The sequence below is a fragment of the Streptomyces sp. NPDC057253 genome (genome assembly GCF_042669125.1).
Taxonomy (GTDB): domain Bacteria; phylum Actinomycetota; class Actinomycetes; order Streptomycetales; family Streptomycetaceae; genus Streptomyces.
In genome coordinates this window covers 14,966-41,444 of the sequence record NZ_JBHUXV010000039.1, presented here as the reverse complement: position 1 = coordinate 41,444, position 26,479 = coordinate 14,966, and the positions used below count along the sequence as shown (strand labels likewise).

Annotated in this window: 26 protein-coding genes and 1 pseudogene; 18 read left to right on the top strand and 9 right to left on the bottom strand. The window is 73.5% G+C overall.

Translation table 11 applies throughout. The annotated features are described in order from the left end of the window. The first annotated feature begins 10 nt into the window (after positions 1–10). The 6 genes and pseudogenes from ACFULQ_RS22170 to ACFULQ_RS22145 all read left to right on the top strand — a co-directional run bounded on the left by ACFULQ_RS22170 (position 11) and on the right by ACFULQ_RS22145 (position 6,140). A pseudogene (locus ACFULQ_RS22170) lies at positions 11–1,280 on the top strand (NAD(P)/FAD-dependent oxidoreductase). Then, positions 1,277–2,008 (top strand): DUF1365 domain-containing protein, encoded by a 732-nt coding sequence (locus tag ACFULQ_RS22165; RefSeq protein ID WP_383546466.1) that lies wholly within the window; start codon positions 1,277–1,279, stop codon positions 2,006–2,008. Before ACFULQ_RS22170 ends, ACFULQ_RS22165 begins: the two are co-directional and overlap by 4 nt. Beyond that, the gene (locus ACFULQ_RS22160; RefSeq protein ID WP_383546464.1) at positions 2,005–3,255 is read left to right on the top strand and encodes a class I SAM-dependent methyltransferase; all 1,251 of its coding nucleotides are present in this window, start codon (positions 2,005–2,007) and stop codon (positions 3,253–3,255) included. Before ACFULQ_RS22165 ends, ACFULQ_RS22160 begins: the two co-directional genes overlap by 4 nt. Continuing rightward, positions 3,252–4,547: a class I SAM-dependent methyltransferase gene (locus tag ACFULQ_RS22155; RefSeq protein WP_383546463.1), complete on the top strand. Its 1,296-nt coding sequence runs from the start codon at positions 3,252–3,254 to the stop codon at positions 4,545–4,547. Before ACFULQ_RS22160 ends, ACFULQ_RS22155 begins: the two co-directional genes overlap by 4 nt. Beyond that, entirely contained in the window at positions 4,544–5,365 is an 822-nt protein-coding gene (locus tag ACFULQ_RS22150) for a DUF1295 domain-containing protein (RefSeq protein WP_383546461.1), read from the top strand. Before ACFULQ_RS22155 ends, ACFULQ_RS22150 begins: the two co-directional genes overlap by 4 nt. A 58-nt stretch (positions 5,366–5,423) precedes the next feature. Beyond that, on the top strand, positions 5,424–6,140 hold the full coding sequence (locus ACFULQ_RS22145) for an alpha/beta hydrolase (protein WP_383546459.1): 717 nt from the start codon (positions 5,424–5,426) through the stop codon (positions 6,138–6,140). Here ACFULQ_RS22145 and ACFULQ_RS22140 read toward each other — a convergent pair. The 5 genes from ACFULQ_RS22140 to ACFULQ_RS22120 form a co-directional block, all read right to left on the bottom strand. Next, positions 6,110–7,075, bottom strand: coding sequence for a YihY/virulence factor BrkB family protein (locus ACFULQ_RS22140; protein WP_383546457.1), 966 nt, complete (start codon positions 7,073–7,075; stop codon positions 6,110–6,112). The genes ACFULQ_RS22145 and ACFULQ_RS22140 overlap by 31 nt on opposite strands. Before the next feature lie 200 nt (positions 7,076–7,275). Next, positions 7,276–7,947 (bottom strand): fasciclin domain-containing protein, encoded by a 672-nt coding sequence (locus ACFULQ_RS22135; protein ID WP_383546455.1) that lies wholly within the window; start codon positions 7,945–7,947, stop codon positions 7,276–7,278. Between the two features lie 70 nt (positions 7,948–8,017). Beyond that, the gene (locus tag ACFULQ_RS22130; protein WP_383546454.1) at positions 8,018–9,613 is read right to left on the bottom strand and encodes a molybdopterin-dependent oxidoreductase; all 1,596 of its coding nucleotides are present in this window, start codon (positions 9,611–9,613) and stop codon (positions 8,018–8,020) included. A 148-nt stretch (positions 9,614–9,761) separates the two neighbouring features. Further along, positions 9,762–10,514, bottom strand: coding sequence for an anti-sigma factor domain-containing protein (locus ACFULQ_RS22125; RefSeq protein WP_383546452.1), 753 nt, complete (start codon positions 10,512–10,514; stop codon positions 9,762–9,764). After that, a complete protein-coding gene (locus ACFULQ_RS22120; protein ID WP_383546451.1) occupies positions 10,511–11,095 on the bottom strand; it encodes a sigma-70 family RNA polymerase sigma factor in 585 nt (194 codons plus the stop codon). Before ACFULQ_RS22120 ends, ACFULQ_RS22125 begins: the two co-directional genes overlap by 4 nt. A 164-nt stretch (positions 11,096–11,259) precedes the next feature. Between ACFULQ_RS22120 and ACFULQ_RS22115 the strand changes: the two genes are divergently transcribed. From ACFULQ_RS22115 to ACFULQ_RS22075, 9 genes are all read left to right on the top strand, one after another. After that, positions 11,260–11,439, top strand: a complete 180-nt coding sequence (locus tag ACFULQ_RS22115; RefSeq protein WP_383546450.1) for a hypothetical protein — start codon at positions 11,260–11,262, stop codon at positions 11,437–11,439. Between the two features lie 17 nt (positions 11,440–11,456). Next, positions 11,457–12,173: an aminoacyl-tRNA hydrolase gene (locus ACFULQ_RS22110; protein ID WP_383546448.1), complete on the top strand. Its 717-nt coding sequence runs from the start codon at positions 11,457–11,459 to the stop codon at positions 12,171–12,173. Continuing rightward, complete coding sequence (locus ACFULQ_RS22105; RefSeq protein WP_383546446.1) at positions 12,170–12,772, top strand: TetR/AcrR family transcriptional regulator; 603 nt, start codon at positions 12,170–12,172, stop codon at positions 12,770–12,772. Before ACFULQ_RS22110 ends, ACFULQ_RS22105 begins: the two co-directional genes overlap by 4 nt. Before the next feature lie 82 nt (positions 12,773–12,854). Then, positions 12,855–13,262, top strand: coding sequence for a hypothetical protein (locus tag ACFULQ_RS22100; protein ID WP_383546444.1), 408 nt, complete (start codon positions 12,855–12,857; stop codon positions 13,260–13,262). Beyond that, positions 13,262–13,867 carry a TIGR03086 family metal-binding protein gene (locus tag ACFULQ_RS22095; protein WP_383546442.1) on the top strand — a complete coding sequence of 202 codons (606 nt, stop codon included), beginning with the start codon at positions 13,262–13,264 and terminating at the stop codon, positions 13,865–13,867. Before ACFULQ_RS22100 ends, ACFULQ_RS22095 begins: the two co-directional genes overlap by 1 nt. Before the next feature lie 143 nt (positions 13,868–14,010). Then, positions 14,011–15,537, top strand: a complete 1,527-nt coding sequence (locus ACFULQ_RS22090; protein WP_383546440.1) for a DUF692 domain-containing protein — start codon at positions 14,011–14,013, stop codon at positions 15,535–15,537. Positions 15,538–15,660: 123 nt separating this feature from the next. Then, complete coding sequence (locus ACFULQ_RS22085; RefSeq protein ID WP_383546439.1) at positions 15,661–16,455, top strand: DUF4142 domain-containing protein; 795 nt, start codon at positions 15,661–15,663, stop codon at positions 16,453–16,455. Between the two features lie 100 nt (positions 16,456–16,555). Next, on the top strand, positions 16,556–17,347 hold the full coding sequence (locus ACFULQ_RS22080; protein WP_383546438.1) for a TIGR04222 domain-containing membrane protein: 792 nt from the start codon (positions 16,556–16,558) through the stop codon (positions 17,345–17,347). Positions 17,348–17,463: 116 nt separating this feature from the next. Further along, a complete protein-coding gene (locus ACFULQ_RS22075; protein WP_383546436.1) occupies positions 17,464–19,182 on the top strand; it encodes an alpha/beta hydrolase in 1,719 nt (572 codons plus the stop codon). Here the strand turns inward: ACFULQ_RS22075 and hemQ are convergent, their stop codons facing one another. Further along, on the bottom strand, positions 19,183–19,914 hold the full coding sequence (gene hemQ / locus ACFULQ_RS22070) for a hydrogen peroxide-dependent heme synthase (RefSeq protein ID WP_020133767.1): 732 nt from the start codon (positions 19,912–19,914) through the stop codon (positions 19,183–19,185). Between the two features lie 5 nt (positions 19,915–19,919). Beyond that, entirely contained in the window at positions 19,920–21,359 is a 1,440-nt protein-coding gene (hemG, locus tag ACFULQ_RS22065) for a protoporphyrinogen oxidase (RefSeq protein WP_383546433.1), read from the bottom strand. Between the two features lie 157 nt (positions 21,360–21,516). On the opposite strand from hemG, the gene ACFULQ_RS22060 reads away from it, so the two are divergent. Together ACFULQ_RS22060 and ACFULQ_RS22055 are read left to right on the top strand one after the other, a co-directional pair. Then, on the top strand, positions 21,517–22,512 hold the full coding sequence (locus ACFULQ_RS22060) for a DUF4349 domain-containing protein (protein ID WP_383546431.1): 996 nt from the start codon (positions 21,517–21,519) through the stop codon (positions 22,510–22,512). A gap of 140 nt (positions 22,513–22,652) precedes the next feature. Beyond that, the gene (locus ACFULQ_RS22055) at positions 22,653–24,047 is read left to right on the top strand and encodes an FAD-dependent oxidoreductase (protein ID WP_383546430.1); all 1,395 of its coding nucleotides are present in this window, start codon (positions 22,653–22,655) and stop codon (positions 24,045–24,047) included. 12 nt (positions 24,048–24,059) lie between these two features. On the opposite strand, the gene ACFULQ_RS22050 is transcribed toward ACFULQ_RS22055, so the two are convergent. Continuing rightward, a complete protein-coding gene (locus ACFULQ_RS22050; RefSeq protein WP_383546428.1) occupies positions 24,060–24,386 on the bottom strand; it encodes a hypothetical protein in 327 nt (108 codons plus the stop codon). Positions 24,387–24,522: 136 nt separating this feature from the next. On the opposite strand from ACFULQ_RS22050, the gene ACFULQ_RS22045 reads away from it, so the two are divergent. After that, positions 24,523–25,350 carry a rhomboid family intramembrane serine protease gene (locus ACFULQ_RS22045; protein WP_383546510.1) on the top strand — a complete coding sequence of 276 codons (828 nt, stop codon included), beginning with the start codon at positions 24,523–24,525 and terminating at the stop codon, positions 25,348–25,350. 33 nt (positions 25,351–25,383) lie between these two features. Here the strand turns inward: ACFULQ_RS22045 and hemE are convergent, their stop codons facing one another. After that, the gene (gene hemE, locus ACFULQ_RS22040) at positions 25,384–26,439 is read right to left on the bottom strand and encodes a uroporphyrinogen decarboxylase (protein WP_383546426.1); all 1,056 of its coding nucleotides are present in this window, start codon (positions 26,437–26,439) and stop codon (positions 25,384–25,386) included. Positions 26,440–26,479 lie beyond the last annotated feature (40 nt).

Below are 26,479 nucleotides of genomic sequence, written 5' to 3'. Positions count from 1 at the left end.
AGGAAAGAGGATGAGGCGGACGGCCGTCGTCGGCTCCGGGGTGGCGGGGCTGACCGCCGCGTACATCCTGGGCCGGACGCGACACGTCGTGCTCTACGAGGCCGACGACCGGCTCGGCGGGCACGCGCACACACATGAGCTGACGTCGTCGTACGACGGGCGGGTGCACCGGGTGGACTCCGGGTTCATCGTGCACAACCGCCGCACCTACCCGAACCTCCTGCGGCTCTTCGACGAACTCGGCGTCCCCACGCAGGAGTCGGAGATGAGCATGTCGGTCCGGTGCGAGGGCTGCGGCCTGGAGTACGCCGGCGCCCGCGGCCCCGCAGGGCTCCTCGCCCGGCCCCGAAACATCCTGCGCGGCCCCTACCTGCGGCTGCTCGCCGAGGTGCCCGCCTTCCACCGGGCGGCCCGCCGGTTGCTGGGCCACGGCCACCACGGCGACGAACAGGACCTCACCCTGGGCGAGTTCCTGGACCGCGAGGGCTTCTCCGCCTACTTCCTTGCCCACTTCATGACACCCGTGGTCTCGGCCGTGTGGTCCTTGCGACGCCGTCACCGCCCAGCGCTACCCGGCCGCCTGCCTGTTCCGCTTCCTGGAGCACCACGGAATGCTGTCGGTCGGCGGTTCGCCGGTGTGGCGCACGGTCACCGGCGGCTCGCGGGAGTACGTCGACCGGATCGCCAAGCGGATCCCCGAGATCCGCACCGGCACCCCGGTCCGGGCCGTGCGCCGCCACGCCGACGCCGCCGAGGTGACCGTCGCCGACGGCACCACCGAGTCGTACGACTCCGTGGTCGTCGCCGTCCACCCGGACCAGGCGCTGCGCCTGCTCGCCGATCCGACCGACCAGGAGCGGGAGGTGCTCGGCGCGTTCCGGTACGCGCGCAACACCACCCTCCTGCACACCGACACCCGGCTGCTGCCCCGCGCCCGCGGCGCCCGCGCCTCCTGGAACTACCTCATGCCGTCCTGCACGGCGACCGCCGACCACGTGCGGGTCAGCTACGACATGAACCGGCTGCAACGCCTGGACGCCACCGAGACGTTCGTCGTCACCCTCGGCGGCGAGGACCGCGTCGACCCCGACCGGGTGCTGGCCCGCATGGTCTACGAACACCCCGTCTACACCCCGGAATCGGTGGCCGCCCAACGGCGGCTGCACGAACTGGCCGGTCCCGTCAGCGTGTTCGCGGGCGCCTACCACGGCTGGGGGTTCCACGAGGACGGCTGCCGCTCGGGAGTCGAGGCCGCCGCGGCACTCGGAGCGCGCTGGTGAACGCCGTACCGGCCCTCTACGCCTGCACGATCCGCCATGTCCGGACCACCCCGTGGCGGTACCTGCTGCGCCACCGCACCTACCTGTGGCTCGTCGACCCCGACCGCCCTCCCCGACTGCCGCTGCCCCTGCGGCCGTTGGCACGCTTCGACGCCCGCGACCACTTCACCGGCGACCAGCCCTCCCTGCGCGCGGGCCTCGACGCCTACCTCGCCGGGCAGGGCGTCGATCTGGAGGGCGGACCGGTGCTGATGCTCACCCACGCCCGGGTGTTCGGGTACGTGTTCAACCCGATCACCCTCTACTGGTGCCACGGCCCCGGCGGCGATCCGCGCTGCGTGGTCGCCGAGGTCCACAACACCTACGGCGGCCGGCACGCCTACCTCCTGCACCCGGACCAGGCCGGGACGGCCCAGGCCGACAAGGAGTTCTACGTCTCGCCGTTCCTGCCCGTGGACGGCCGCTACCGCATGCGGCTGCCGAGGCCGGGGCCCCGGCTCGACCTGACCGTCCACCTGGACCGCGAGGACGGCCGCACCCTGACGGCCACCGTCCACGGCACCCGCCGCGCGGTGACCGTCACGAACCTGCTGCGCCTGGCGCTGCGCCACCCCTGGTCCACCCTCGCCGTGTCCGCGGCGATCCGCTTCCACGGCATCCGCCTCCACCTGCGGGGCCTGTCCGTCCAGCCCCGACCCGAACAGCACATCCCGGAGAACCTGACATGACCACAGTCGCCCACGACGTGGCGGCCGACACGGCCCGCTGGCCCGACGTCGTCGCCGTGCCCCGCCCCTCCCGGCCTCGGGACGCCGTGACCGCCGCGCTCGTCCGCCGGGCCCTGCGCGGACTTCCCCTGCGCGCCCGTCTCACCGGCTCCGGCGACCTCGGTCTCGGCGGCCCGCTCCTGGAGGTGCGCGACCCGGCCGCCTTCCACGCCCGGATCGGCACCGGCGGCCTGGTCGGTTTCGGCGAGTCGTACATGGCCGGCGAGTGGGACGCCCCCGACCTGGTCGCCGCGCTCACCGTGCTCGCCGCGCACGCCGCCGACCTGATCCCGGCCCCGCTGCAACGCCTGCGCGGACTGTGGGCCCCCAGACACCCGCACGAGGAGCGCAACACCCCCGACGGCTCCCGCGCCAACATCAGCCGCCACTACGACCTCTCCAACGACCTGTTCACCCTCTTCCTCGACGACACCCTCAGCTACTCCTCGGCCGTCTTCCGCGGTTTCCCGGCGAGTCGGGATCTCCTGGAGGCCGCCCAGCACCGCAAGATCGACCGGCTGCTCGACCTGGCCGACGTCGGCGCGGGCACCCGGCTGCTGGAGATCGGCACCGGCTGGGGCGAGTTGGCCCTGCGGGCCGGTGCCAGGGGCGCCCGGGTCACCTCGCTCACCCTCTCCGCCGAGCAGCGGTCCCTGGCCCTGGAACGTGTGCGCGCGGCGGGCCTTGCGGACCGCGTCTCCGTCGAGCTCTGCGACTACCGGGAAGCGGCCGGGGAGTACGACGCCGTGGTCAGCGTGGAGATGATCGAGGCGGTCGGCGCAGAGTTCTGGCCGGCGTACTTCCGCACCCTCGACGCACGGCTCGCCCCGGGCGGCCGGGTGGCGCTCCAGTCGATCACCATGCCCCACGAGCGGATGCTCGCCTCCCGGGACACCTTCACCTGGATCCACAAGTACGTCTTCCCCGGCGGCCTCATCCCGTCCACCGAGGCGATCGAACAGACGGCCCGCGACCACACCGCGCTGCGCCTCGCCCGCCGCGACGCCTTCGGCGCCCACTACGCCGAGACCCTGCGCCTGTGGCGGGAGCGGTTCACCGAACGCGCCGACGAGGTCGCCGCCCTCGGCTTCGACGAGACCTTCCGCCGCCTGTGGACCTTCTACCTGGCCTACTCCGAGGCCGGATTCCGCTCCGGCTACCTCGACGTCCAGCAGTACCTGTTCACCAAGGAGAACCCCGTCCGATGAGCACCCTCGCCCCGCCCGGTGCCGCCCACCGGCTCAGCGCCCTCGTCGAGGACGCGCTCGGCGGTCCCCTGCCGTTGCGCCTGCGCGCCTGGGACGGCAGCGAGACCGGACCGCCCGACGCACCCGTCGTGGTCGTGCGCTCCCGACGCGCGCTGCGCCGGCTGCTCTGGCAGCCCGGCGAGTTGGGCCTCGCGCAGGCCTACGTCACCGGTGAGCTCGATGTCGAGGGCGACCTCGCGGAGGGACTGCGCACGATGTGGGCGGCCCAGCGGGAGCGGGGCCTGCGCCCGCCCCGGCTGACGTCCGCCGACCGGGCCCGCGCGCTCGTCGCCGCCGTACGCCTCGGCGCCGTGGGGCCCCCGCCGCCCGCGCCCGCCTCCCAGGCGCGGCTGCGGGGCGGCCTGCACAGCCGGGCCCGCGACCGGGCCGCCATCAGCCACCACTACGACCTGTCCAACGACTTCTACGGCCTCCTCCTCGACGAGACCATGGCCTACTCCTGCGGCTACTGGACGAGCGACGAGCCCGACGTCACCGCCGTCGACGCCCAGCGGGCCAAACTGGAGCTGATCTGCCGCAAGCTGGCCCTCAGGCCCGGCGCCCGGCTGCTGGACATCGGGTGCGGCTGGGGCTCGCTCACCCTGCACGCGGCGCAGCGGTACGGGGCACAGGTCACCGCCGTCACGCTGGCCGGGGAGCAGGCGGCGTACGTGCGCGGCCAGGTGCGCGAGCGCGGGCTCACCGATCGGGTGGAGGTGGTCTGCCAGGACTACCGGGACATCCGGGGCGGCGGATACGACGCCGTGTCCACGATCGAGATGGGCGAGCACGTCGGCGACGCCGAGTACCCCGCCTTCGCCGCCGCCTTGCACCGGCTCGTCCGGGCCCGCGGACGGGTGCTGGTGCAGCAGATGTCACGGGGCCCGGGCACCCCGGGCGGCGGGGCGTTCATCGAGGCGTACATCGCCCCCGACATGCACATGCGCCCCCTCGGCGAGACCGTGGCCCTGCTGGAGGCGGCCGGTCTGGAGGTCCGGCACACGGAGTCGCTGCGCGAGCACTACGTCCGTACGATCGGCGCCTGGCACCGCACCCTGGAGGAGCGCTGGGAGGCGTTCGTACGGCTGGTCGGCGAGGAGACCGCACGCGTGTGGCGGCTCTACCTGGTCGGCGGGGCACTGGCCTTCGAGGAGGGCCGGATGGGCGTCGACCAGATCCTCGCCGTTCGGCCGGGGCCGGGCGGCGCGGCCGGTGTGCCGGCCACGCCGAGCGGTTGGTACGAGGACCTGTGAACGCCTTCCCGTGGAGCGCCTTCGCGACCAACCTGGCCTGGGCGGCCGCGGCGGCCCTGGCGGTCATGCTCGTCACCTTCGCCCTCGCGGTGCGTGCGGGCGTGCACCGGATCGTCGACGTGGCCTGGGGGATCGGCTTCACCGCCGTGGCCCTGACGACCCTCGCCGTCTCCGCCGGGCACGGTGATCCGGTACGACGGCTGCTGGCGACCGGGCTGACGGCGGCCTGGGGCCTGCGCCTCGCGGTGCACATCGCCCGCCGGGGCCGGGGCCACGGCGAGGACCCGCGTTACGAGGCGATGCTCGCGAAGGCACCCGGCAACCGGAACCTCTACGCCCTGCGCATGGTCTACCTGCTCCAGGGCGCGCTCGTGTGGCTGGTGTCCCTGCCGGTGCAGGCGGCGCAGTACGTGCCCGGCCGGCCGTCGCCCCTGGCCTGGGCCGGCGTCGCGCTGTGGGCGGTCGGGGCGGTCTTCGAGGCGGTCGGCGACGCCCAGCTCGCCCGGTTCAGGGCCGATCCGGACCGGCGCGGCCGGATCATGGACCGGGGGCTGTGGGCGTGGACCCGGCACCCCAACTACTTCGGTGACTTCTGCGTCTGGTGGGGCCTGTTCCTGCTGGTCTGCGACGCCCCGGCGGCGGCCGCCGCGACCGTGGTGTCGCCGGTGGTGATGAGCCTGCTGCTGACCCGGGGCAGCGGACAGCGGCTGCTGGAACGGCACATGGCCGACCGGCCCGGCTACGCCGAGTACCGGGCCCGCACCAGCGGCTTCTTCCCCCGGCCGCCGAAGCGGGACACCGGACGGGGGCGACGGTGACGGCCCGTTCGGGGGAGGATGCGGGAGTGCGACCCACGGCGACAAGGAGCTTCTGATCGTGCCGCAGGACGACACCTCGTCATCTCCCCGGACCACGGCCGCCCTGTCCCTGCTGCCCCGGCAGTGCCCGCCACGGCCCCGGGCCGCCCTCCTCGTCCTGCACGGCGGGCAGGAGACCAGCGTCAGCCCCACCAGCCCCCGGCAGCTCGCGGCCCTGCGGATGGAGCCGATCCTGCGGGCGGTGACCGCCGCGCTGCCCCACGAGGACGTCCTGGTCGCCCGGGTCCGCTACCGCCTGCGCGGCTGGAACGGCACCCGCGCCGACGCCGGGCGGGACACCCTGCGGGCCCTGGACGAGCTCACCGCGCTGGCCGGCCCCGTGCCGACCGTGCTGCTCGGCCACTCCATGGGCGGCCGGGCCGCCCTGCACGCCGCCGGACACCCCCAGGTCACGGGTGTGCTGGCCCTCGCGCCGTGGTGGCCGACCGGCGAGCCGGTCGCCCAGACGGCGGGCCGACGGATCGTCGCCCTGCACGGCGCACGGGACCGCGTCACCTCGCCCGCCGCGACCGCCGACTGCGTCCACCGCGCCCAGGGCACCGCCGCGCGGGCCGGGATGGCCGTCATCGACGGCGGCGACCACGCGATGCTGCGCCGCCACCGCCTCTGGCACCGCACCACCGCGGCCGTCGTCGCCCACCTCCTCGACCCCGACGCCGTACCGGATCCGCTGCCGCGGGAGTGCTACGGCGCGGGCGCCTTCCCGGTGCTCTGAACGGTGCTCCGAGCGGCGCTCAGCAGGGCGCTCTGATCGGTGCTCTGATCCGTGCTCTCGGCACGGGGCCCGAGTTCGGCGGCGAACTGCGCCCCGGTGAGCAGGGCGAGGTTCGACAGCCACAGCCACACCAGGAAGACCACCACGCCGGCGAGGGAGCCGTACAGCCTGCTGTAGGCGCCCAGCGTCCCGGCGTACGCCGAGAAGCCGGCGGAGACCGTCAGCCACAGGGCGGCCGCCAGCACCCCGCCGGGCACACTGCGCTCGCGTCGGCGGGCCGGTGCGGGGCCGGTGTGGAAGACGACCACGACCAGCAGCGCGACCAGGCACAGCAGCACCGGCCAGCGCAGCAGGCTCCACGCCCAGGCCGCCGTGGTGTCCACGCCGAGGGTCCGTCCTGCGGCCTCCGCGAGCGGCCCCGTCAGCAGCAGCGTGAGCGAGCCGACGAGCAGCAGGCCGAGCAGCCCCAAGGCGGTCAGCAGGATCCGGTGCGCCTTGCGCCAGGGCGAGCGCCGGTCCTCGACCCGGTGCATGCGGTGCAGGGCGCGGCGGAAGACGGCGAGGTAACTGGAGGCGGACCACAGGGCACTGGCCGAGCCCGCCGCGAGCAGCGGCCACGCCGTCCGGTCGGCGCCGAGCACCCGGCCGAGCACGGCGTGCAGCGGAGCACCGGATCCGCCGGGCGCGTAGGCCGTCACATGGCTGACGAACTCCTCGGCCGTGTCCGGGCTGATCATGCCGAACGCCAGCACGGTGACCAGCATCGCGGGCAGCACCGCCAGGATCGCGTAGTACGTCAGGGCCGCCGCGTAGTCCGAGATGTCGTCGTCCCACAGCGAGACCGGCGTGCGGCGCAGCGCGGGCCACCAGGTGGCGGGCGGGCGCGGCAGCCGGCCGATCCGGCGCAGCCGACCGGCCCACGGTTCAGCGGACACGGGACCTCCGACGCGAGGGCGTGCTCAGCGGGGGCGGGACGGACAGGCCCGCGGCCGTTCCCACTACTGGTGTGCTCACGTCGCTCTGCCTCTCACCCCGTACGGACCCCCGTCTGCTCCCATGCCCCCGCGTCGTCACTCCACGCGGGGGCCGGGGCTGTGGGGTGCCACCGAAGCGGCACCCCACCGATGACGGGCCGTCAGCTGGTGGGCATCAGGACGCTGTCGATGATGTAGACGTTGGCGTTGGCGGTCTTCACATTGCCGCAGACGACGTTCGCGGAGTCGTTGACGGTGTAGGACTCGCCGGAGCCGGAAGTGGTGAGCTTCGACTTCTCCAGGGTGTCGAAGGAGCCGTTCTCCAGGTCGGTGGGCGTGAGCTTCTGGCCGACGACGTGGTAGGTGAGGATCTTCGTGAGCTGGGCCTTGTCGTTCAGGACCTTGTCCAGGGTGGCCTTGGGGATCTTCGCGAAGGCGTCGTTGGTCGGGGCGAACACGGTGATGTTCTGGGCGTTGTTGAGGGTGTCGACCAGCCCGGCCTTCTGCACCGCGGCCACCAGCGTGGACAGCGCCGGGTTGTGGGAGGCGGCCGTGGCGACCGGGTCCTGGGCCATGCCGTCGAAGGAACCGGCACCGCTCTTCGGCACCGCCGAACAGGCCGGGCCGAAGGGCTGGTCCGCCGAGGCGGTGCTGCCGGAGCCGGCCATCGCCTCGTCCGAGGCGGAGGCGGACGCCTCGGTGGAGGCCGACGCCTTGGTGGAGGAGTCGGAGGACGCGGAGTCGCTGCCGCTGTCGGAGCAGGCGCTGAGAGCGAGCGGCAGCACGGCCGCGGCGGCCAGGGTGACGGCGGTACGGCGGATACGGGTGTTCATCGTGTTTCTCCTGTGGATTGACGCAGCCTGTGCTGCCTCTACATGGGGGAAGGGAAAAGCGGTTCGGGGGTCAGTCGACGGTCACGACCACGGAGTGCCATCCGCCGGCGCCGTCGGGGATCGTGCGGGTACGTCTTGCGGTCTGCACCGCGCCGGTGCGGTCGGTGGCCCGGACGGTGAGGGTGTGGCCGCCCCTGGTGGCCTGCCAGGGGAAGGTCCACTGGCGCCAGGTGTCGGCCGTGTCCTCGGCGGCGAGCCGGGCTTCCCGCCAGGGCCCGTCGTCCACGCGCACCTCGACCTTGTCGATGCCGCGGTGCTGGGCCCAGGCGACACCGGCGACCATGACCGTGCCCGCCTTCGGGCGCGCGAAGGGCTTGGGCGTGTCGATGCGGGACTGGGTCCTGACGGGCGCCCTGCGGGCCCAGCCGCGCTTGACCCAGTAGGGGTCGTAGGCGCCGAAGGTGGTGAGCTCGATGTCCTCGATCCACTTGCAGGCGGACACGAAGCCGTACAGGCCGGGCACCACCATGCGGACCGGGAAGCCGTGCGCGAAGGGCAGCGGTACGCCGTTCATGCCGAGGGCGAGGAGGGCGTCGCGGCCGTCCATCACGTCCTCGACGGGGCTGCCGATCGTCATGCCGTCCACGGAACGGGCGACCAGTTGGTCGGCCGGCCCGCCCTGGGACGGCGGCCGGACCCCGCACTCGGCCAGCAGATCGGCCAGCCGTACGCCGGTCCAGCGGGCGTTGCCGACGTACGGGCCGCCGACCTCGTTGGAAACACAGGTCAGCGTGATGTCCCGCTCGACGAGGTCGCGGCGCAGCAGATCGTCGTACGACAGGGTGAGCGGACGGGTGACGCCCTTGCCGTGGATGCGCAGCGCCCAGGTCGTGGCGTCCACCCGGGGGACCACGAGGGCGGTGTCGACGCGGTAGAAGTCGCTGCTGGGCGTGATGAACGGGCTGAGGCCGGGGACCCGGGGTCCGGCGCCCCTCGGTACGGGCGGGGCGGGAGACACGGGAGCGGGAAGCACCGCGTTGTGCCGGGAGGCGACCGCGTCCCGGCCGCCGGCGCCCGCCAGGGACCGGCCCAGCAGGGCGGCTCCCGCCGAGGCCACCGCCGCCGTGCCGGCCGCGATCACAAAGCCTCGGCGGTCCCAGTCACCGCCGGAGGGAGCCGCCGGGGAAGGTTCGGTGCGTCGCGCGAGGCGGCCCGTCAGCACGTACAGCAGGACGGCTCCGGCGACGGCCCCCGCCACCGAGGGCAGCGCGTCCGCGGGACCGGTCGAGTCGGGCCTGCCGGTGGCCGCGAGCGCGCCCACGACTCCGAAGAGCAGCACACCGGCCGCGGCCGGGCGGCGGAATCGCAGTCCGGCAATTCCGAGGGACACCGCGAAAAGCGCGAGCACCGCGAGAATTCCCAGCTGGAGAACCAATTTGTCGTCGGTGCCGAAATTCCGGATCGCCCAGTCCTTGACCGCGGCGGGCGTGCGGTCGATCGCGGCGCCGCCGACCGCGACGACGGGACCGGACTGCGGGCGGACCGCACCCGCGATCACCTGGGCGATCGCGAGCGCTGCACACCCGGCCAGCGCACCGCTGAGCGCGCCCAGCGACAGCCGCACCGGGCCGGTCCGGCGGCGGGAATTCCTCACGTTCTCGGTCACGTGGGGAATCCGTTCCTGCAATCCCCCCGGATTGGTCGTAGCCACGATCGGATGAATTTTCTTTTCCGACCAATCCGCGCCCGCTTCGGCTACGGATCACCTGTAAATCGTCTTTTCATTGCACGACCCAAGAGCGGGCCGTCGGCACTCAGCCGGGGAACGTCATCAGGGCGATCGGTGCGGTGGTGGGCTGCTTCGAGCCGCCGTCGGGTTCGACGGTGATGCCCATGCCCGACGCCCGGTCGACGCCGCCCTGCAGGAGAACGGCCTGGTCGCTGCGGTCCGGGTCCATCAGTCCGGCGGACCGCATGGTGCCGTCGTCGTCGAACCAGAGCTGGTAGACCTTGCCGCCGGGCGGGCGGCTCATGCCCGAGACAACGAAGACGGCCCTGTCCCTGCTGTGGGAGACGACGACCGTGCCGGTGCCGCCCGCGGCGAACTCGGCGGCCCGCGTCCGGGCGTCCGGCGCGGCGAGCACGGCGGCGATCTCATCCGCGCTCCGGGACGCCTGACGTGCCTCGGCGCGGGCGTCCGCGGCCTGCTGGTGCTGCCACACGGTCGTCCCGCCGAGCGCGGCGGCCGCGGCGAGACAGGCGGCCAGGGCCCACCGGGACAGCAGCCGGGCCCTCAGCCCGGCACGCACCGGAAGGACCCGGACCGGCGTGCCGGGCGTCTCCTGGCGGACGGTGGTGATCCGGCGCAGCACCCGCTCGCGCAGTGCCGGGGAGACGGGCGCGGTGACGGCCAGTCCCAGCCGGGCCGCGGTCGCGCTCAGCTCGGCCGTCTCCTGGGCGCAGGCCTCGCAGCCCACGAGGTGACGTTCGAACGAGGCGTTCTCCTCGTCGGACAGGGCGTGCAGGGCGTACGCGCCGGTCAGCCGGTGCAGGTCGGTGGTGGTCACGCGGTCACCCCCAGGCAGTCGCGCAGCCGGATCAGTCCGTCGCGCAGGCGGGTCTTCACGGTCCCCAGCGGGAGCCCCAGCGCCTCGGCGACCTCGCGGTACGTCAGGCCCCGGTAGTAGGCGAGAGTGACGGACTGGCGCTGGAGCTCGGTCAGCGTGCGCAGACAGCGCCGCACCTGCTCCCGCTCCAGGCGCGCCTCGACATGCTCGGCCACCTCGTCGTACTCCGGCACGTGGTCGAGCAGCGCGGCCTTGTGGTCCCGGGCCATCGCGGCGTCCACCGAACGCACCCGGTCCACGGCCCGGCGGTGCGCGAGCGTGAGGATCCAGTTGACCGCGGTCCCGCGATCGGGCCGGTAGCGGGGAGCCGTGCGCCAGACCTCGACCAGAACCTCCTGCGCCACCTCCTCCGACTGGGCGTGATCCCGGAGCACGGCCCGCACGACACCCAGCACGGGGCCCGCGACGGTGTCGTACACCTGGGCGAACGCGTCCTCGTCCCCCAGAGCCACCTGCCCCACGAGCTCTTGCAGGTCAGGTCCCGCGGACGGGTTTCTGACGATATGTACTGCTTCTTTCACCGAGGGCCTCCACCGTCGGGACATGTCCGGGCGTAATCCGTTCCCGACGGCCGGGTGGATTGGTTGCGCCCGCGACGAAATCCCCGGAGGCAGCCCCTCAGCACTCGATGACGCAGCCTTGCCCAGACCAAGATCAGTTGCGGGACACCCCATACGCTGGAGGCATGAGCGAGGACTACTGCACGATCGGCGAGGGGCCGAGGCCGCCGGTCGCGGACGGGCCGCCGTACGCGGAGTGCGTGCTGTGCCGGAAGCCGACGGAGTACCCGGAGTCGTACAAGGGGATCACCCTGTGCCCGGTCTGCGAGTGGCAGGAGGCTCAGCGGACGGCCTGCTCCGGCTGAGCTCTAGGCTGGGCCGGGTGAGCAACGACGTGACCCCCTCGACCGACAGCCCCTTCCGCTCCGAGCCGACCGCTCGCGACCAGGCGCCCCAGTTCGTGCTGCCCCTGGTCGTCCGGATCGAGAAGGCCGCTCCGCCCGCTCGCACCGACGCGCTGGAGACCGCCGCCCGGGCCGTGCTCGTGATGCTGAGCGACGAGCGTTCCGTCGGCGACGGGGAGTGGGCCGAGGCCGTGCGGGACTGGCAGGACGCCCGGATCCGGAAGGTCGTACGGCGGGCTCGCGGGGCGGAGTGGCGGCGGGCCGAGGCGCTGCCCGGGATCACGGTGACGGGGAAGTCGGCCGAGGTGCGGGTGTTTCCGCCGGTGCCGCTCGACGGCTGGCCCAAGGAGCTGGCCAAGCTCCAGGTCTCCGGCACCGACCTCGACGACCCCGAGCCTCCCGTGGCGGCGGATCCGGCGGCCCCCGTGCTGTGGCTCAACCCGGACCTCGACATGTCGGCCGGCAAGGCGATGGCCCAGGCCGGCCACGGCGCCCAACTGGCCTGGTGGGAACTGTCCGACGAGGAGAAGGCCGGCTGGCGGGACGCCGGGTTCCCGCTCGCCGTGCGCACCGCGGACCCCGGCCGCTGGGACGAACTGACCACCAGCGGGCTGCCGTTGGTCCGTGACGCCGGTTTCACCGAGATCGCGCCGGGCTCCTGCACGGTCGTCGCCGACCACCCGGCGCTGCGGTGACCCGGCTCGACGGGCGCGTGGAGCGCGGCAACCGGACCCGGCGGACGGTGTTGCGGCGGGCCGTCGACATCGCCTCGGTCGAGGGCCTGGAGGCCTTGTCCGTGGGGCGGTTGGCCGGGGAGCTGGAGCTGAGCAAGAGCGGGGTCTTCGCCCTGTTCGGCTCCAAGCAGGAGTTGCAGCTGGCGACCGTGCGGGAGGCCTCGCGGATCTTCGTCGCCGAGGTGCTGGAGCCGGTCTCCGGGGCGGCCGAGGGCCTCGACCGGCTGCGCGGGCTGTGCGAGGGCTGGCTGCGGTACTCGCAGGAGCGGGTCTTTCCCGGGGGTTGTTTCTTCTACGGCGTGATGGCCGAGTTCGACGCCCGGGAGGGCGCGGTCCACGACGCCCTCGTCGAGGCCCAGCGGGCCTGGCTCGCGGAGTTGGAGAGGTGCGCCGGGCAGGCGCGCGCCCGGGGTGAACTGGACGCGGGCACCGATACGGCACAACTCGCCTTCGAGGTGGTCGCGTTGATGGAGACGGCGAACGCGATGTCGCTGCTGCACGACGAGGCCACGCCCTATGTCAGGGCGCGGCGGGGCATCGCCGCCCGGTTGGACGCCTGAGTTCTGCGGCAGGCCGGTGGCCGCGTCTCTTCCTTCCCGAAAACTAGTAGCACGACCGTTCGTTTAGTTTTATGGTCGGGGCATGGATACTCCTCGACGCCGCATCCTGCGCTCCCGCTGGAAGTCCGGCCCCGCGATCCCGCTCGACGGTCCTGTGCTCGTCGGCATCACCGACTTCACCGCCCGCGGCCACGGGCAGGCCGTGGCCGTCGCGCTGGCCGGGCTGCGGCTGCGTCGCACCTGGGCGTCGACTCCGGGCGCGGTCGGCATGTGGCTGTGGGCGGATCCCCTCGGCCGGCGCTCCGGGTCCGTGTCGGTGTGGGCCGACGAGCGGGGGCTGAAGCGGTTCACCGGGCGCCCCGACCATGCGCGGATCGTCCGTGCGCATCGCGGGCGCGGTGAACTGCGGTCCGCCCGGCGGGAGTTCGAGGAGTTCGATCCCGATGCCGTGTGGGCGTACGCCCTTGACCTGATCGCCGGGGAGCGCTGATGGACGTGGTCGAGCTGGACCGGATCGCCGTAGGGGAGGCTTCGCGGGTGGTGGAAGCGGCCCGGGACGGGGACGACGGCGACTGGGCGCGGGAGACCCCGTGCGCGGGGTGGGATCTGCGGCGGCTGGTGGCGCACATGACCGCGCAGCACCGCGGGTTCGCGGCCGCGGCCCGGGGCGAGGGAGGTGAGACGCGGTACTGGCGGGAGTGGACGGAGGAGGCCGATCCCGCCCGGGCGCACCGGGTGGCCGCCGACTCGGTGCTCGCGGCCTTCGCCGAACCGGGCGTCCTGGAGCGGGAGTTCGTGCTGCCGGAGCTGGGCGGCGGGTTCCCCGGCCGTACGGCGATCGGCTTTCACTTCGTGGACTACGTGGTGCACGCGTGGGACGTGGCGGCCGCGCTCGGTGTGCGGCTCCGGCTCGCGGACGAGGTGCTCCGCGCGGCCCTGGCCGTCGCCCGGCGGGTGCCGGCGGACCCGGCGGGGCGTGGCCCGGGGTTCGCGTTCGCGCCCGCGCTGAAGGTTCCGGAGGGGGCCGGGCCGCTGGAGGAGACGCTGCGGCTGCTGGGCCGGGAGCCGGAGGGGTGGCCCGGCACGGGCGTCTGACGAGGCCCGGTCCCCGAACCTCAAATGTTGCTCTGAAGGTCCCCCGGGCACGGTTCGGTGGCGGGGCCCGGGGCCATACCTCCGTCACGCCGGTCGGACGGCGGCCGGAGGGGATGCGGGAGAGGACGAGGAGGGGACGGACCATGGAGCGACTGGGCACGGGGATCGGGTGGCGGCCGGAGATCGCGGACGCCGTGGAGGGCATGCCGGGCATCGACTGGGTCGAGGTCGTGGCCGAGAACGTCTGCCCCGGGCATCTCCCCGAGTCGCTGCGGCGGCTGCGCGAGCGCGGGGTGACCGTGGTGCCGCACGGCGTCTCCCTCGGCCTCGGCGGGGCGGAGCGGCCGGACGCCGGGCGGCTGGCCGCGCTGGCCGAACGGGTCGGGGCGCTGGGGGCGCCGCTGGTCACCGAGCACATCGCGTTCGTCCGGGCCGGCGGACCGCTGACCGCCTCCCCGTTGCTGGAGGCCGGGCACCTGCTGCCCGTCCCCCGCACCCGGGACGCGCTCGACGTCCTGTGCGAGAACGTCCGCATCGCCCAGGACGCGCTGCCGGTGCCGCTCGCCGTGGAGAACATCGCCGCGCTGATCTCCTGGCCGGGCGAGGAGATGACCGAGGGGCAGTTCCTGTACGACCTCGCCGACCGGACCGGGGTGCGGCTGCTGATCGACGTGGCCAATCTGCACACCAACCACGTCAACCGCGCCGAGGACCCGGCCGAGGCGCTCGCCGAACTCCCGCTGGAGGCCCTCGCGTACGTCCATGTCGCGGGCGGCTTCGAACGGGACGGCGTGTGGCACGACAGCCACGCCCACCCGGTACCGCGCCCGGTCCTCGACATCCTGACCGACCTCGCGTCCCGGGTGTCCCCGCCGGGGGTACTACTGGAACGCGACGAGAACTTCCCCGAACCGGCCGAACTGGAGGGGGAGTTGAGGGCGATCCGGGAGGCGGTGGAGAAGGGGGGAGGCGGCGGGGCCGGGCGCGGCGGTGCCGGGGCAGAGGCAGGCGGCGCGGGCCGGGCGACGGTCTCGCTGGGGCAGTCCGGCGGGGCGGGGCGTGCCGGGTTTGGGGAGGGGCTGTCGGGCGGGGCACGTCGGGCCGCGTCCCCGGAAGGGCCGTCTGGCAAGGAGGGACGGGCGACCTCCTCGGAAGGGCCGTCCGGCGGCGCAAGGCGTGCCACGTCCTCTGAAGGGCTGTCCGGCAAGGCGGGGCGGGCCGCCTCCTCCGAGGGACCGTCCGGTGCTTCGGCCGAAGGCGCCCGGCAGCGGCTTGCTCTCGCTCAGGCCTCTCTGTTGTCCGCGCTGGTGGCGGGGACGCCTGCCCCGGAGGGGTTCGATCGGGTGCGGCTGGGGGTGCAGGCGCGGGCGCTCGCGGGGAAGCGGGCGGACGTGGTGGCGAAGGTGGCGCCGGAGCTGCCGGTGATCCTCGGGGCGGGGTACCGGCCGGCGTTCCTGGCGTACGCGCAGGGGTCGCCGATGACGGACGGGTACCGGCGGGACGCGTTGTCCTTCACCGAACATCTGCTGCTCGACGGGAAGTTGGCGGACGCGAGGACACGGCGGGAGGTGCGCGAGTGGTGGCTGGAGCGGTCCGGGCCCGTGCCCAGGTCCCGCAGGCCCGCGGTGCGGCTGGCCCGGGCCACGCGGAAGGTGCTGCTGCGGCGCTGAGGGGGTGCCTCCGGCCCGGTGGCCGGCCGGCACCGGTGTACGGCGGTTGACGTTGACCCGACGGTAATATGTCACCCCCGCACCTGAAACGTACTAGCGTGCGGTGCCGCAACAGGAGGCACCATGCGACCGCGACCACGGCCGCCCCTCAAAGGCCGAGGCATCTTCACCGGTACTGGAGTCATCATCACCGGTCTCACGGCGACCCTCGTGGCGCTGCTCGTCCCGATCTGGTCGTACGCCGACCGCTCGGACACGGGGCTGAGCGTGCTCAAGGCCGGGACCGTGACGACACCGTACGGCCCGCTCTCCGCGCTGGACCGGGACTTCGTCACCAAGGTGCGGCTGGCGGGGCTGTGGGAGCTGCCCGCGGGCCGGCAGGCGGAGCAGAAGGGCACGACCCAGGCCGTACGGACGGCCGGTGAGCACCTCGTGGCGGGACACACCTTCCTGGACGCCCGGGTGCGGGACGTGGCGGCGAAACTCGGGCTCGCCCTGCCCAACGAGCCCAACGACCAGCAGAAGCAGTGGCTCGAAACGCTGAACCAGGCCCAGGGCGTCGACTACGACCGGCAGTTCGCCAACATCCTGCGCCTCGCCCACGGCAGGGTGTTCTCGGTCGTCGCCGAGGTCCGCGCGAGCACCCAGAACTCCCTGGTCCGCGCCCTGGCCGACGACGCCAACAGCACCGTCCTCGACCACATCAAGGTCCTGGAGGCCACGGGGTACGTCGACTTCGCCGCCCTGGCCCAGGAACTGGCCGGCGACAACGCGCCGCCCCTCGTCAACTCCCCCGCGCCGCCCGGTCCGACGACCGACCCGGGCGTGGTCGTACCGGTCACCCCGTCCCCGTACGCCACGACGTACTCGCTGCCCCCGGCCGCCTCCAGCCCGGCGCCGGTGCCCGTGGCGTCGTAGGTCGGTTCCGGACAAACGGAACGTCACACACCGACAACACTCCGTCCGGATTGTGAACAGCCCATGGCGCCGTCGCGAGCCTTTGGCATAGAAACGCGGCATGTTCTGGGTTCTTCTTCTGCTGCTGGCCTGGGCCGCCACCGGCACCGCGTGCACGCGGCTGTGCCTGGCCGCCGTTCACGCGGCGGCCGCGGACGCGGATGCCCGGGCACACGATCTGACGCTGTACGAGGCCGCGTTCCTGTCCGGCGGTCCCCGGCGGGTCGCCGATCTGACGCTCGTCTCCATGGCCCGGCAGCGACGGCTGCTGCTGGCCCGCACCGGTTGGGCGACCGTCGTCGATCCGCGGGGGCGGGACGAGATGGAGCGCACGGTCATCGGCGCCATCGGACCCGAGGGTCAGTCCCGGATCGCGCCGGTGCGCGCCGACGCGGCCTCGGCGGACGCGGTGCGCGGTCTCGGCGACCGGCTCGTGGACGCGGGCCTCGCCGTGCCCGCCGGCGCCCGGTCCGGCATCGCGGCAGCGGTCCGCCAGGTGCAGTTGGCCTCGGTGGCCGTCGTCGCGCTGGGCGCGATCGCCCTGCTGGCGCCCGCCCCCTCGGAGATGCCTCGGCACCTGGTCGCCCTCTGGTTCGCCCTGCCGCTCGCACTCGACCTGAGCTGCCTGGCCATCGCACGGATGGAGGTCCACCCGTACTCGCGCTGGGCCTCCCCGGCCGGCCAGCGGCTGCTCGGCGCCCTGACCCGGCACAGCGGCGGCACGGACGAGCGGACGTATCTCACCTCCGTCGCGGTGCGCGGCATCAGCGCGGTCGGCGAACCCGATCTGCGCGCGGCCTTCGCCCACCGTGAGCAGCGGCGTGACGGGTGGGACACGGACCCGCGGGACTGAGCGCGTCCGGGGGCGCACGGAGGCATTGGGGCCGACACCGGCGGGGCGGTGCTTGCCTTCCCACCCACCCGAACCAAACATCCCTTTTGTCGCAGCCGCGCACCGAAGGGATACCGATGAGAGCTCCCGCCCTCTACACGGCCGCCGGGTCCTTGCTCCTCACCACGCTCGCCGCCGCTCCGGCCGGGGGCGCTCCGGCCGCCCCGGGCGTCGCGGAGTCGCACGGAACCGCGCTCGCCGCCGCGCGCGCCGGGACGGCCGGGATCCGCTTCGGCGCCTGCCCCGAGGTGGAGGACCTCCCCGACGACGTCCAGTGCGGCACGGTGTCGGTCCCGCTCGACTACGCGCACCCCGACGGCAAGCAGATCAAGCTGACCGTCAGCCGGGTCCGCGCCACCCACAGGGATCCGCACAACAGCAAGCGCCGGGTGCCCCGGCAGGGCGCCCTGGTCTACAACCCCGGCGGCCCCGGCGCCTCCGGCATGTACTTCCCGCTGATCGGCGCCCTTCCCGAGTGGAAGGGGCTCGCGGCCGCCTACGACCTCGTCGGCTACGCCCCGCGCGGAGTGGGCCGTTCGGCGCCGCTGTCCTGCAAGGACCCCAAGCAGTTCTTCCACGCGCCCACGCAGGCACCGACGCACCCCTCGGCGTCGTACAAGAGGGAGCGGGTCGCGCAGGCGAAGGCCTACGCGCGCGGGTGCGCCCGGCGGACGGGCGCGGCGCTGCGGCACTACACCTCGCTCAACAACGCCCGCGACCTGGACGTCCTGCGGGCCGCGCTGGGCGAGCCGCGGCTGACGTTCATGGGGGCGTCGTACGGGACCTACTTCGGTGCCCTGTACGCGACGCTCTTCCCCTCGCACGTGCGGCGGATGGTGTTCGACGCGGCGGTGAACCCGGACCCGGAACAGGTCTGGTACCGCAACAACCTGGACCAGTCGGCCGCGTTCGAGGACCGGTGGGCGGACTTCCGGGAGTGGGCCGCCCGGCACGACGACGTGTACGGGCTCGGCGACACCGCCCAGAAGGTGCTGCGCAGTTACGAGAAGGCGGCGGCCCGGCTGGCCGCGGAGCCGGCCGGGGGGAAGGTCGGGCCGGGGCAGCTTCAGGGGGCGTTTCTGTCGGTCGGGTACTACGACGACTTCTGGCCGCACCGGGCGCAGGCGCTGTCGGCGTACCTCAAGGGCGACCCGAATCCGCTCATCCAGCAGGCGGGGCCGCATCAGGAGGCGGCGAAGGAGGCGGAGAACTCCAACGCCGTCTACACGGCCGTCGAGTGCAACGACGCGTCCTGGCCGACGGACTGGAAGGTGTGGGACCGGGACAACACCCGGCTGGCCCGGGTCGCGCCGTTCGAGACGTGGGACAACGTGTGGATGAATCTCCCCTGCGCCTACTGGCCCATGGCCCGGCAGGAGCCGTTGGACGTGCGGACCGGGCCCGGGGAGGTGCCGGCGACGCTGATCCTCGCCGCCGAGCGGGATGCCGCCGCGCCCTATGAGGGGGCGCTGGAGCTGCACCGGCGGCTGTCGGGGTCGGTGCTGGTGACCGAGCGGGACGCGGGCACGCACGGCATCGCGGGCGGCCCGAACCCCTGCGTCAACGGCTACCTGGACGCCTACCTGCTGGAGGGCCGCCTCCCGGTGCGGCGCGCCGCGTGCGCCCCGCACCCGGAACCGAAGCCGCGGGTGGCCTCCCGGACGGGGGCCGCCGAAGGGAAGGCTCGCGCCGAGGGGACGACGGCCGCTGAAGGAAAGGCGAGCTCCGAAGGGAAGGCTCGAGCCGAGGGGAAAGCGGCCTCCGATGACACGGCGGCCGCCGCACCCGGTCGCTGATCAGGCCAGGCCCGCCACGAGGTCGCCGAGGTCCTTGCGGCGGCCCGTGTAGAACGGGACCTCCTCGCGGACGTGCATCCGGGCCTCCGAGGCGCGCAGGTGGCGCATGAGGTCGACGATGCGGTACAGCTCGTCGGCCTCGAAGGCCAGGATCCACTCGTAGTCACCCAGCGAGAAGGAGGCGACGGTGTTGGCCCGCACGTCGGGGTAGCCGCGGGCCATCTTGCCGTGGTCGGCGAGCATGCGCCGGCGGTCCTCGTCGGGCAGCAGGTACCAGTCGTACGACCGCACGAACGGGTACACGCTGACGTAGTCGCGGGGGTTCTCGTCGGCGAGGAACGCCGGGATGTGGGAGCGGTTGAACTCGGCGGGGCGGTGCAGCGCCATGTTCGACCAGACTGGCTCCAGGGCGCGGCCCAGCCGGGTGCGGCGGAAGAGGTTGTACGCCTCCTGGAGCTGGTCGCTGGTCTCCGCGTGCCACCAGATCATGACGTCGGCGTCGGCGCGCAGCCCGGACACGTCGTAGGTGCCGCGGATCGTGACGTCCTTGGCGGCGAGCTGGTCGAAGAGCTCCTGGACCTCGTCGGCGTAGCCGGTGCGGTCCTCGGGGAGCACGTCCTTCAGCTTGAAGACGGACCAGAGCGTGTAGCGGATGACCTCGTTGAGGTCCTTGGCCAGCTTGCCCTTGTTCGGGACCCTGCCGGACTCGGGGGTGGGGGCGTCGTTGCTCATGGCTCTCATTCTCCCGCTCCGCCGTGGAGACTCTGCACCGGGTTGGCCGTCAGCTCGCGTACGGCGGTCAGGTCGCCCTCGATCTGGTCCACGGCGGCGTGCGCGCTAGCGATGCAGCCGGGGATGCCGACGCCGTCGTACTGCGCGCCGCACACCGCGAGCCCCGGCAGCTTGGCGAGGTGCTCCCGGATGCGGGCCACGCGCGTGTGGTGCCCGACCGGGTACTGGGGCAGGCCGTCGGTCCAGCGGGTGACGCGGGTCTCCAGGGGGGTGGCGTCCAGGCCGGTCGCCTCGCGCAGGTCATGGCGGGAGAGGTCCACCAGATCGGTGTCGTCGCGCTCCAGGATCGCCGTCTCGCCGTAGCGGCCGACGGAGGTGCGCAGGACCACGAGGTCGGGGTTCTCGTCGGCGATCCAGCCCCACTTCTGGGAGGCGAAGGTGGACGCCTTGATGGTGCGGCCGTCGACCGGCGGGACGAGGAAGCCGCTGCCGGCGGGCAGGGCGGTCCCGGAGCGGCGGTAGGCGAGGGTGACCAGGGCCATGGAGGCGTACTCGACGCCTGCGAGCTCGCCGGCGGCCTCGGGGGCCTCGGCGCGCAGGACGGCCGCGGCGGCCGGGGCGGGGGCCGCGACGATCACGGCGTCGGCGCGCAGGACGCGGTCCCGGGCGACGACCTTCCAGCCGCCGGACGCCTCGCGGCGCAGCTCGGTCACCGGGGCGCCGGTGACGATCTCGCCGCCCCGCGCGCGGACCGCGTCGGCGACGGCGAGCGGGAGGGTGCCCACACCGCCCTCGATGCCCATGAACACCGGGCCGGTCTGCTGGCCGGCCGCCATCCTCGCCTGGATCTCGCGGACGCCCTCGGTGAGCGAGGTGTGGGTCTTGGCGACCTGGAAGAGCTGCGGGACCGCCGAGCGCATCGAGATGCGGTACGCGTCGCCCGCGTAGACCCCGCCCAGGAGGGGCTCGACGAGGCGGTCGACGACCTCGCGGCCCAGGCGGGCCGCCACGTACTCCCCCACGGCCACGTCGTCGCCGACCTCGGTGCGGGGCAGGTGCGCGTCCTGCTCGATGCGGGCCAGGCCCTCCTCGGACAGCACGCCGGCCAGGGCCTCGGCGGTGCCGGGGACGCCCATGACATGGCCCTTGGGCATGGGGCGCAGGGCGCCGCGGGTCCAGATCGAGGCGGTCGCGGTGGCCGGCGGCTGGAGGCGCTCCCCGAGGCCCACCTCGCGCGCGAGGGCGACCGCTTCCGGCCTGCGGGCCAGCATCGACTCGGCGCCGAGGTCCACCCGGGCGCCCGCGATCTCGCCGGGCAGCAGCTTGCCGCCCACCCGGTCCGACGCCTCCAGCACGGTGACGCGCGCGCCGCGCTCCAGCAGCCGGTGGGCCGCGGCCAGTCCCGCGATGCCGGCGCCGACGACGACCACCTGTGATCCGCTCATGGCCCCAGCCTCTCAGACCCCACTGACAGCCCGTCGGCGGCCCGGTGTCCTTCACGAGTCCTGACCGTGACCGCATCGGGACCGGCGGGGTCCAACGTTCGCGCCCGCCGCGGCGTCGAAGGACCGTCAGCTGTTCCACACCCTCGGGGGGACGCCCATGCGCACACCACGTTCACGCCGTTCACGAAGCTCCGTACGCCGCGGCCGTGCCCTGGCGGGGCTGCTGCTGGTGGGTGCGCTGGCCCTGGCCGGGTGCAGCGGGGCCAGTGACAGCGGGGCCGACACCGCCAGCGACGAACGGGCCGACGCGCCGCAGTCCCAGGTGGAGGGCGGGGCCGGTGCCCAGGCCTCGGCCGGCGGCAAGCAGGCCGATTCCGCGCCGAAGATCACCGCGAACCACATCATCCGCACCGCCACGCTGACCGTCCAGGTCAAGGACGTGCCGAAGGCGCTCGACGCGGCCCGGACCACGACCGAGAACGCGGGCGGGTTCGTCGGCAAGGAGACCACCAACCGCGACGAGGAGGGCCACGAGCGGACGCGGGTGGTGCTGCGGGTGCCCGTGGAGAAGTACGAGGAGGTCCTCGCCGACCTGGAGGGCGCGGGCAAGCTGCTGGAGCGCACCGCGAACGCGCAGGACGTCACCGACCAGGTCGTCGACGTGAACAGCCGCATCGCGTCCCAGCGCGCGAGCGTGGCGCGGATCCGTGAGCTGATGGACAAGGCGACCAAGCTGAGCGACGTGGTCACCCTGGAGGGCGAACTCAGCAGTCGCGAGGCCGACCTGGAGTCGCTGCTCGCCCGCCAGGCGTCCCTGAAGGACCGCACCACGCTGGCCACCATCACCCTGTCCCTGTCCGAGAAGCCGGTCGTGAAGGCGGCGAAGGACGACGACCCGGGCGTCGCCGACGCGCTGACGGGCGGCTGGGACGCGTTCGTGACCATGCTGCGCTGGATCGTGATGGCGCTGGCGGCGGTGCTGCCGTTCCTGGCGGGGCTCGCACTGATCGTGCTCGTGTGGCTGCGCCTGATCCGCCCCCGACTCCCCCACCGCCCCGCCCCGGCCGGCGCCGCGACAGCCCTGGGCCCCCTGCCCGTGGCACGCCCGGTCCCCGACCCGGACCGCCCGCAGGAGCGCGGCGAGGAGGACTGACGCGCGAGGCGGGTGCGGCCGACACCGCAGGAAGCCGGGCGCGCCCACGAACCGGGACGTATGGAGGAACCGGGAGGCTCCGCAGAGCCGAGGGCGGGGCTCCCCGGTCGTGAAATGCCCCGTCCTCGTAGCGTGTTCGCATGAACATGAGCCGTACGCGGGACACGAGGGAACGTCTGGTCGTGATCGGGGGTGACGCCGCGGGGATGTCCGCGGCGTCGCAGGCCCGGCGGATGAGGGGCCCCGACGAGTTGGAGATCGTGGCGTTCGAGCGCGGCCACTTCACCTCCTACTCGGCGTGCGGCATCCCGTACTGGGTGGGCGGGGACGTCGAGGAGCGGGACCACCTGATCGCCCGTACGCCCGAGGAGCACCGGGACCGCGGCATCGACCTGCGCCTGCGCACCGAGGTCACCGGGATCGACGTGGACCGCCGGCGGGTACGCGCGCGTGACCTCGAATCGGGGGACGAGTCCTGGACGTCGTACGACAAACTCGTGATCGCGACCGGTGCCCGGCCGATCCGGCCCGACATGCCGGGGGTCGACGCGGCTGGCGTGCACGGCGTGCAGACCCTTGACGACGGCCAGGCGCTCATCGACACGCTGGCACGCACGCGTGGCCGCAGGGCGGTGGTCGTCGGCGCCGGGTACATCGGCGTGGAGATGGCCGAGGCCCTGATCAAGCGCGGCTACGAGGTGACGGTCGTCAACCGGGGCAGTGAGCCCATGTCCACGCTCGACCCCGACATGGGCCGGCTGGTGCACCGGGCGATGGAGGGCCTCGGCATCACCATGGTCGACGACGCCGAGGTGACCAAGGTGCTCACGGGCGAGGACGGCCGGGTGCGGGCCGTGGTGACCGACGACGCCGAGTACCCGGCGGACGTGGTGGTGCTCGGCATCGGCGTACGTCCCGAGACGGCGCTCGCGAAGGCGGCCGGGCTGCCGCTGGGCGACCACGGCGGTCTGCTGACCGACCTCGGGATGCGGGTGCGCGGCCACGAGGACATCTGGGCGGGCGGCGACTGCGTGGAGGTCCTCGACCTGGTCTCCGGGCAGGAGCGGCACATCGCGCTCGGCACCCACGCCAACAAGCACGGCCAGATCATCGGCATGAACGTGGGCGGCGGTTACGCGACCTTCCCCGGTGTCGTCGGCACCGCCGTCAGCAAGGTCTGCGACCTGGAGATCGCGCGGACCGGGCTGCGCGAGAAGGACGCCCGTCGGGTGGGGCTCCAGTTCGTGTCGGTCACGATCGAGTCCACCAGCCGGGCCGGTTACTACCCGGGCGCCTCCCCCATGACGGTCAAGATGCTCGCCGAGCGCCGCACGGGGCGGCTGCTCGGCGTGCAGATCGTCGGGAGGGAGGGCGCGGGCAAGCGGGTCGACATCGCCGCGGTGGCCCTGACGGCGGGGATGACGGTGGAGCGGATGACGGCCCTGGACCTGGGGTACGCGCCGCCGTTCAGCCCGGTGTGGGACCCGGTGCTGGTGGCGGCCAGGAAGGCCGCCGCGAAGGTGCGGGCCTCCTGAGGACCTGGGCGGCTAGGCCGTCCCGTTGATCCGCTCGATGGCCTGCCGGGCCTGGTCCGCGGGCGGCCGGGGCGGCAGCGCCGAGACGGAGGCGCTGGCGGTGCTGGGCATCGCGGCCGGCTGCTCCCCCGCGGGCTTCGCGTGGGCGGCCGGCCGGGTGGTCCTGAGCCGGTTGCTCACCGCCTCGTCGAGCGTCACCGGACGCTGCATCTGGGACGCCAGCCGCCCGGCCTCCTGACCGAGCCTGGCCACGTCCTCCCACGGCAGCCGCACCACCAGGGACAGTTCGGCCTCACCGTCGGGAAGAGCGTGCATCGCAGGAGTAATACGGTCGTTCATCGCCTGTTCCTCACGTAGTCCCCGCGGCCCGCCTTCCCCGTGCCACGGGCGGTTGAGGAGTCATACGCACGCGTGCGTGCGGGTGTTCACCGAGGTGCCACCGATTCGGCGGACGTATCGGGGGCACTACTTCCTTGTGGTCATCCCCGTCCATGACGTGAACCCCGTGCGCCGCACCCCCGTGGTGACGTACGCGCTCATCGCCGCGAACGTCCTCGTGTTCCTGTTCACGCCCGGTCTGGCCGGTTCCGTGGCGGGCGACAGCAGCGTGTCGCAGCTGTGCCATCTCCAGGCGTTCCTGGAGCACTGGGCGGCCGTCCCGCAGGAGTTGATCCACCATCAGATGCCGAAGCTCGTCCCGACGGGCGACGTCGGCACCAACGCGCAGGGCGCGACGGGCTGTGTGGTGGCCCCGCCGGACTACGACAAGTCCCCGGCGCTGTCGGTCCTGACGGCGATGTTCCTGCACGGCGGCTGGCTGCACCTGCTGGGCAACATGCTGTTCCTGCTGATCTTCGGCAACAACGTCGAGGACCGCATGGGACACGTCCGCTTCGCGCTCTTCTACGTCGTCTGCGGCTACGCGGCGTCCTACGGCTTCGCGCTCCTCAACGCCGACTCCAGCGACCCGCTGATCGGCGCCTCGGGGGCCATCGCCGGGGTCCTGGGCGCCTATCTGGTGCTGTATCCGAAGGCCAGGGTGTGGGTCCTGGTGCCCTTCCTGGTCTTCCTGCCGCTGCGACTGCCGGCCTGGCTGGTGCTGGGCTTCTGGTTCGTGCTCCAGGCGGTGTACTCGTCCGGCGAGGGCGTGTCCGCCGCGGGCACGGTGGCGTACGCGGCGCACGTGGTGGGCTTCCTCGCCGGGATGCTGCTCGCCTGGCCGCTCAAGGCCGGCACTCCCCCGCCGCCGGAACCGCGCGGCCTGCTGTTCGGCAGGAAGGCACGGCCCCGGCACACCTGGTGAGGGTCCCGGCGGGCTCGAAGAACGCGGTGCGTCCTATCGGGCGGTCTGCGTGTGGACGTACTCGACGAGACGGGTGAGCGCATCCGGGTCGGTGGACGGCATGACGCCGTGGCCGAGGTTGAAGACGTGGCCCTCCAGGCCCGCGGCGGAGTCGAGGACCTCGCGGGTCTTGGCTTCGACGGCCGCCGTGGAGGCGAACAGGACCGTCGGGTCGAGGTTGCCCTGGAGCGCCTTGCCGGGGCCGACGCGGCGGGCGGCCTCGTCGAGCGGCACCCGCCAGTCGACGCCGACGACGTCCGCGCCGGCCTCGCCCAGGAGGCTCAGCAGCTCGCCGGTGCCGACGCCGAAGTGGATGCGGGGGACGCCGTAGCCCTCGACCGCCTTGAAGACCTTCGCGGACGCGGGCAGCACCGAGCGGCGGTAGTCGGCGGGGGCGAGGGCGCCGGCCCAGGAGTCGAAGAGCTGGACCGCGGAGGCGCCGGCCTCGATCTGGACCTTCAGGAAGGCGGCGGTGATCTCGGCGAGGCGGTCGAGCAGGTCGGTCCAGAGCTCGGGGTCGCCGTACATCATCGACTTGGCGTTCTCGTACGTGCGGGACGGGCCGCCCTCGACGAGGTAACTCGCGAGGGTGAAAGGTGCGCCGGCGAAACCGATGAGGGGGGTCGGGCCGAGCTCGCGGGTCAGCAGGCCGATGGCCTCGGTGACGTAGGAGACGTCCTCGGGGGTGAGGTCGCGCAGCTGGGCCAGGTCGGCGCGGGTGCGGATCGGGCGCTCGACGACCGGGCCGACGCCGGGCTTGATGTCGAGGTCGATGCCGATGGCCTTGAGCGGGACGACGATGTCGCTGTAGTAGATCGCCGCGTCCACGTGGTGCCGGCGCACCGGCTGGAGGGTGATCTCGGCGACCAGCTCGGGCCGCGTGCAGGACTCCAGCATCGGGATGCCCTCGCGGACCTTGCGGTACTCCGGCAGCGAGCGTCCGGCCTGCCGCATGAACCAGACCGGGGTGTGCGGCACGGGTTCGCGCCGGCAGGCCTTGAGGAAGGCGGATTCGTACGTGGCCGACGGCGGCGTCTCGTGTGCACTCACGTCGGAAAGTCTCGCACGGTGCGGTGAGTGCCCGGTGCGC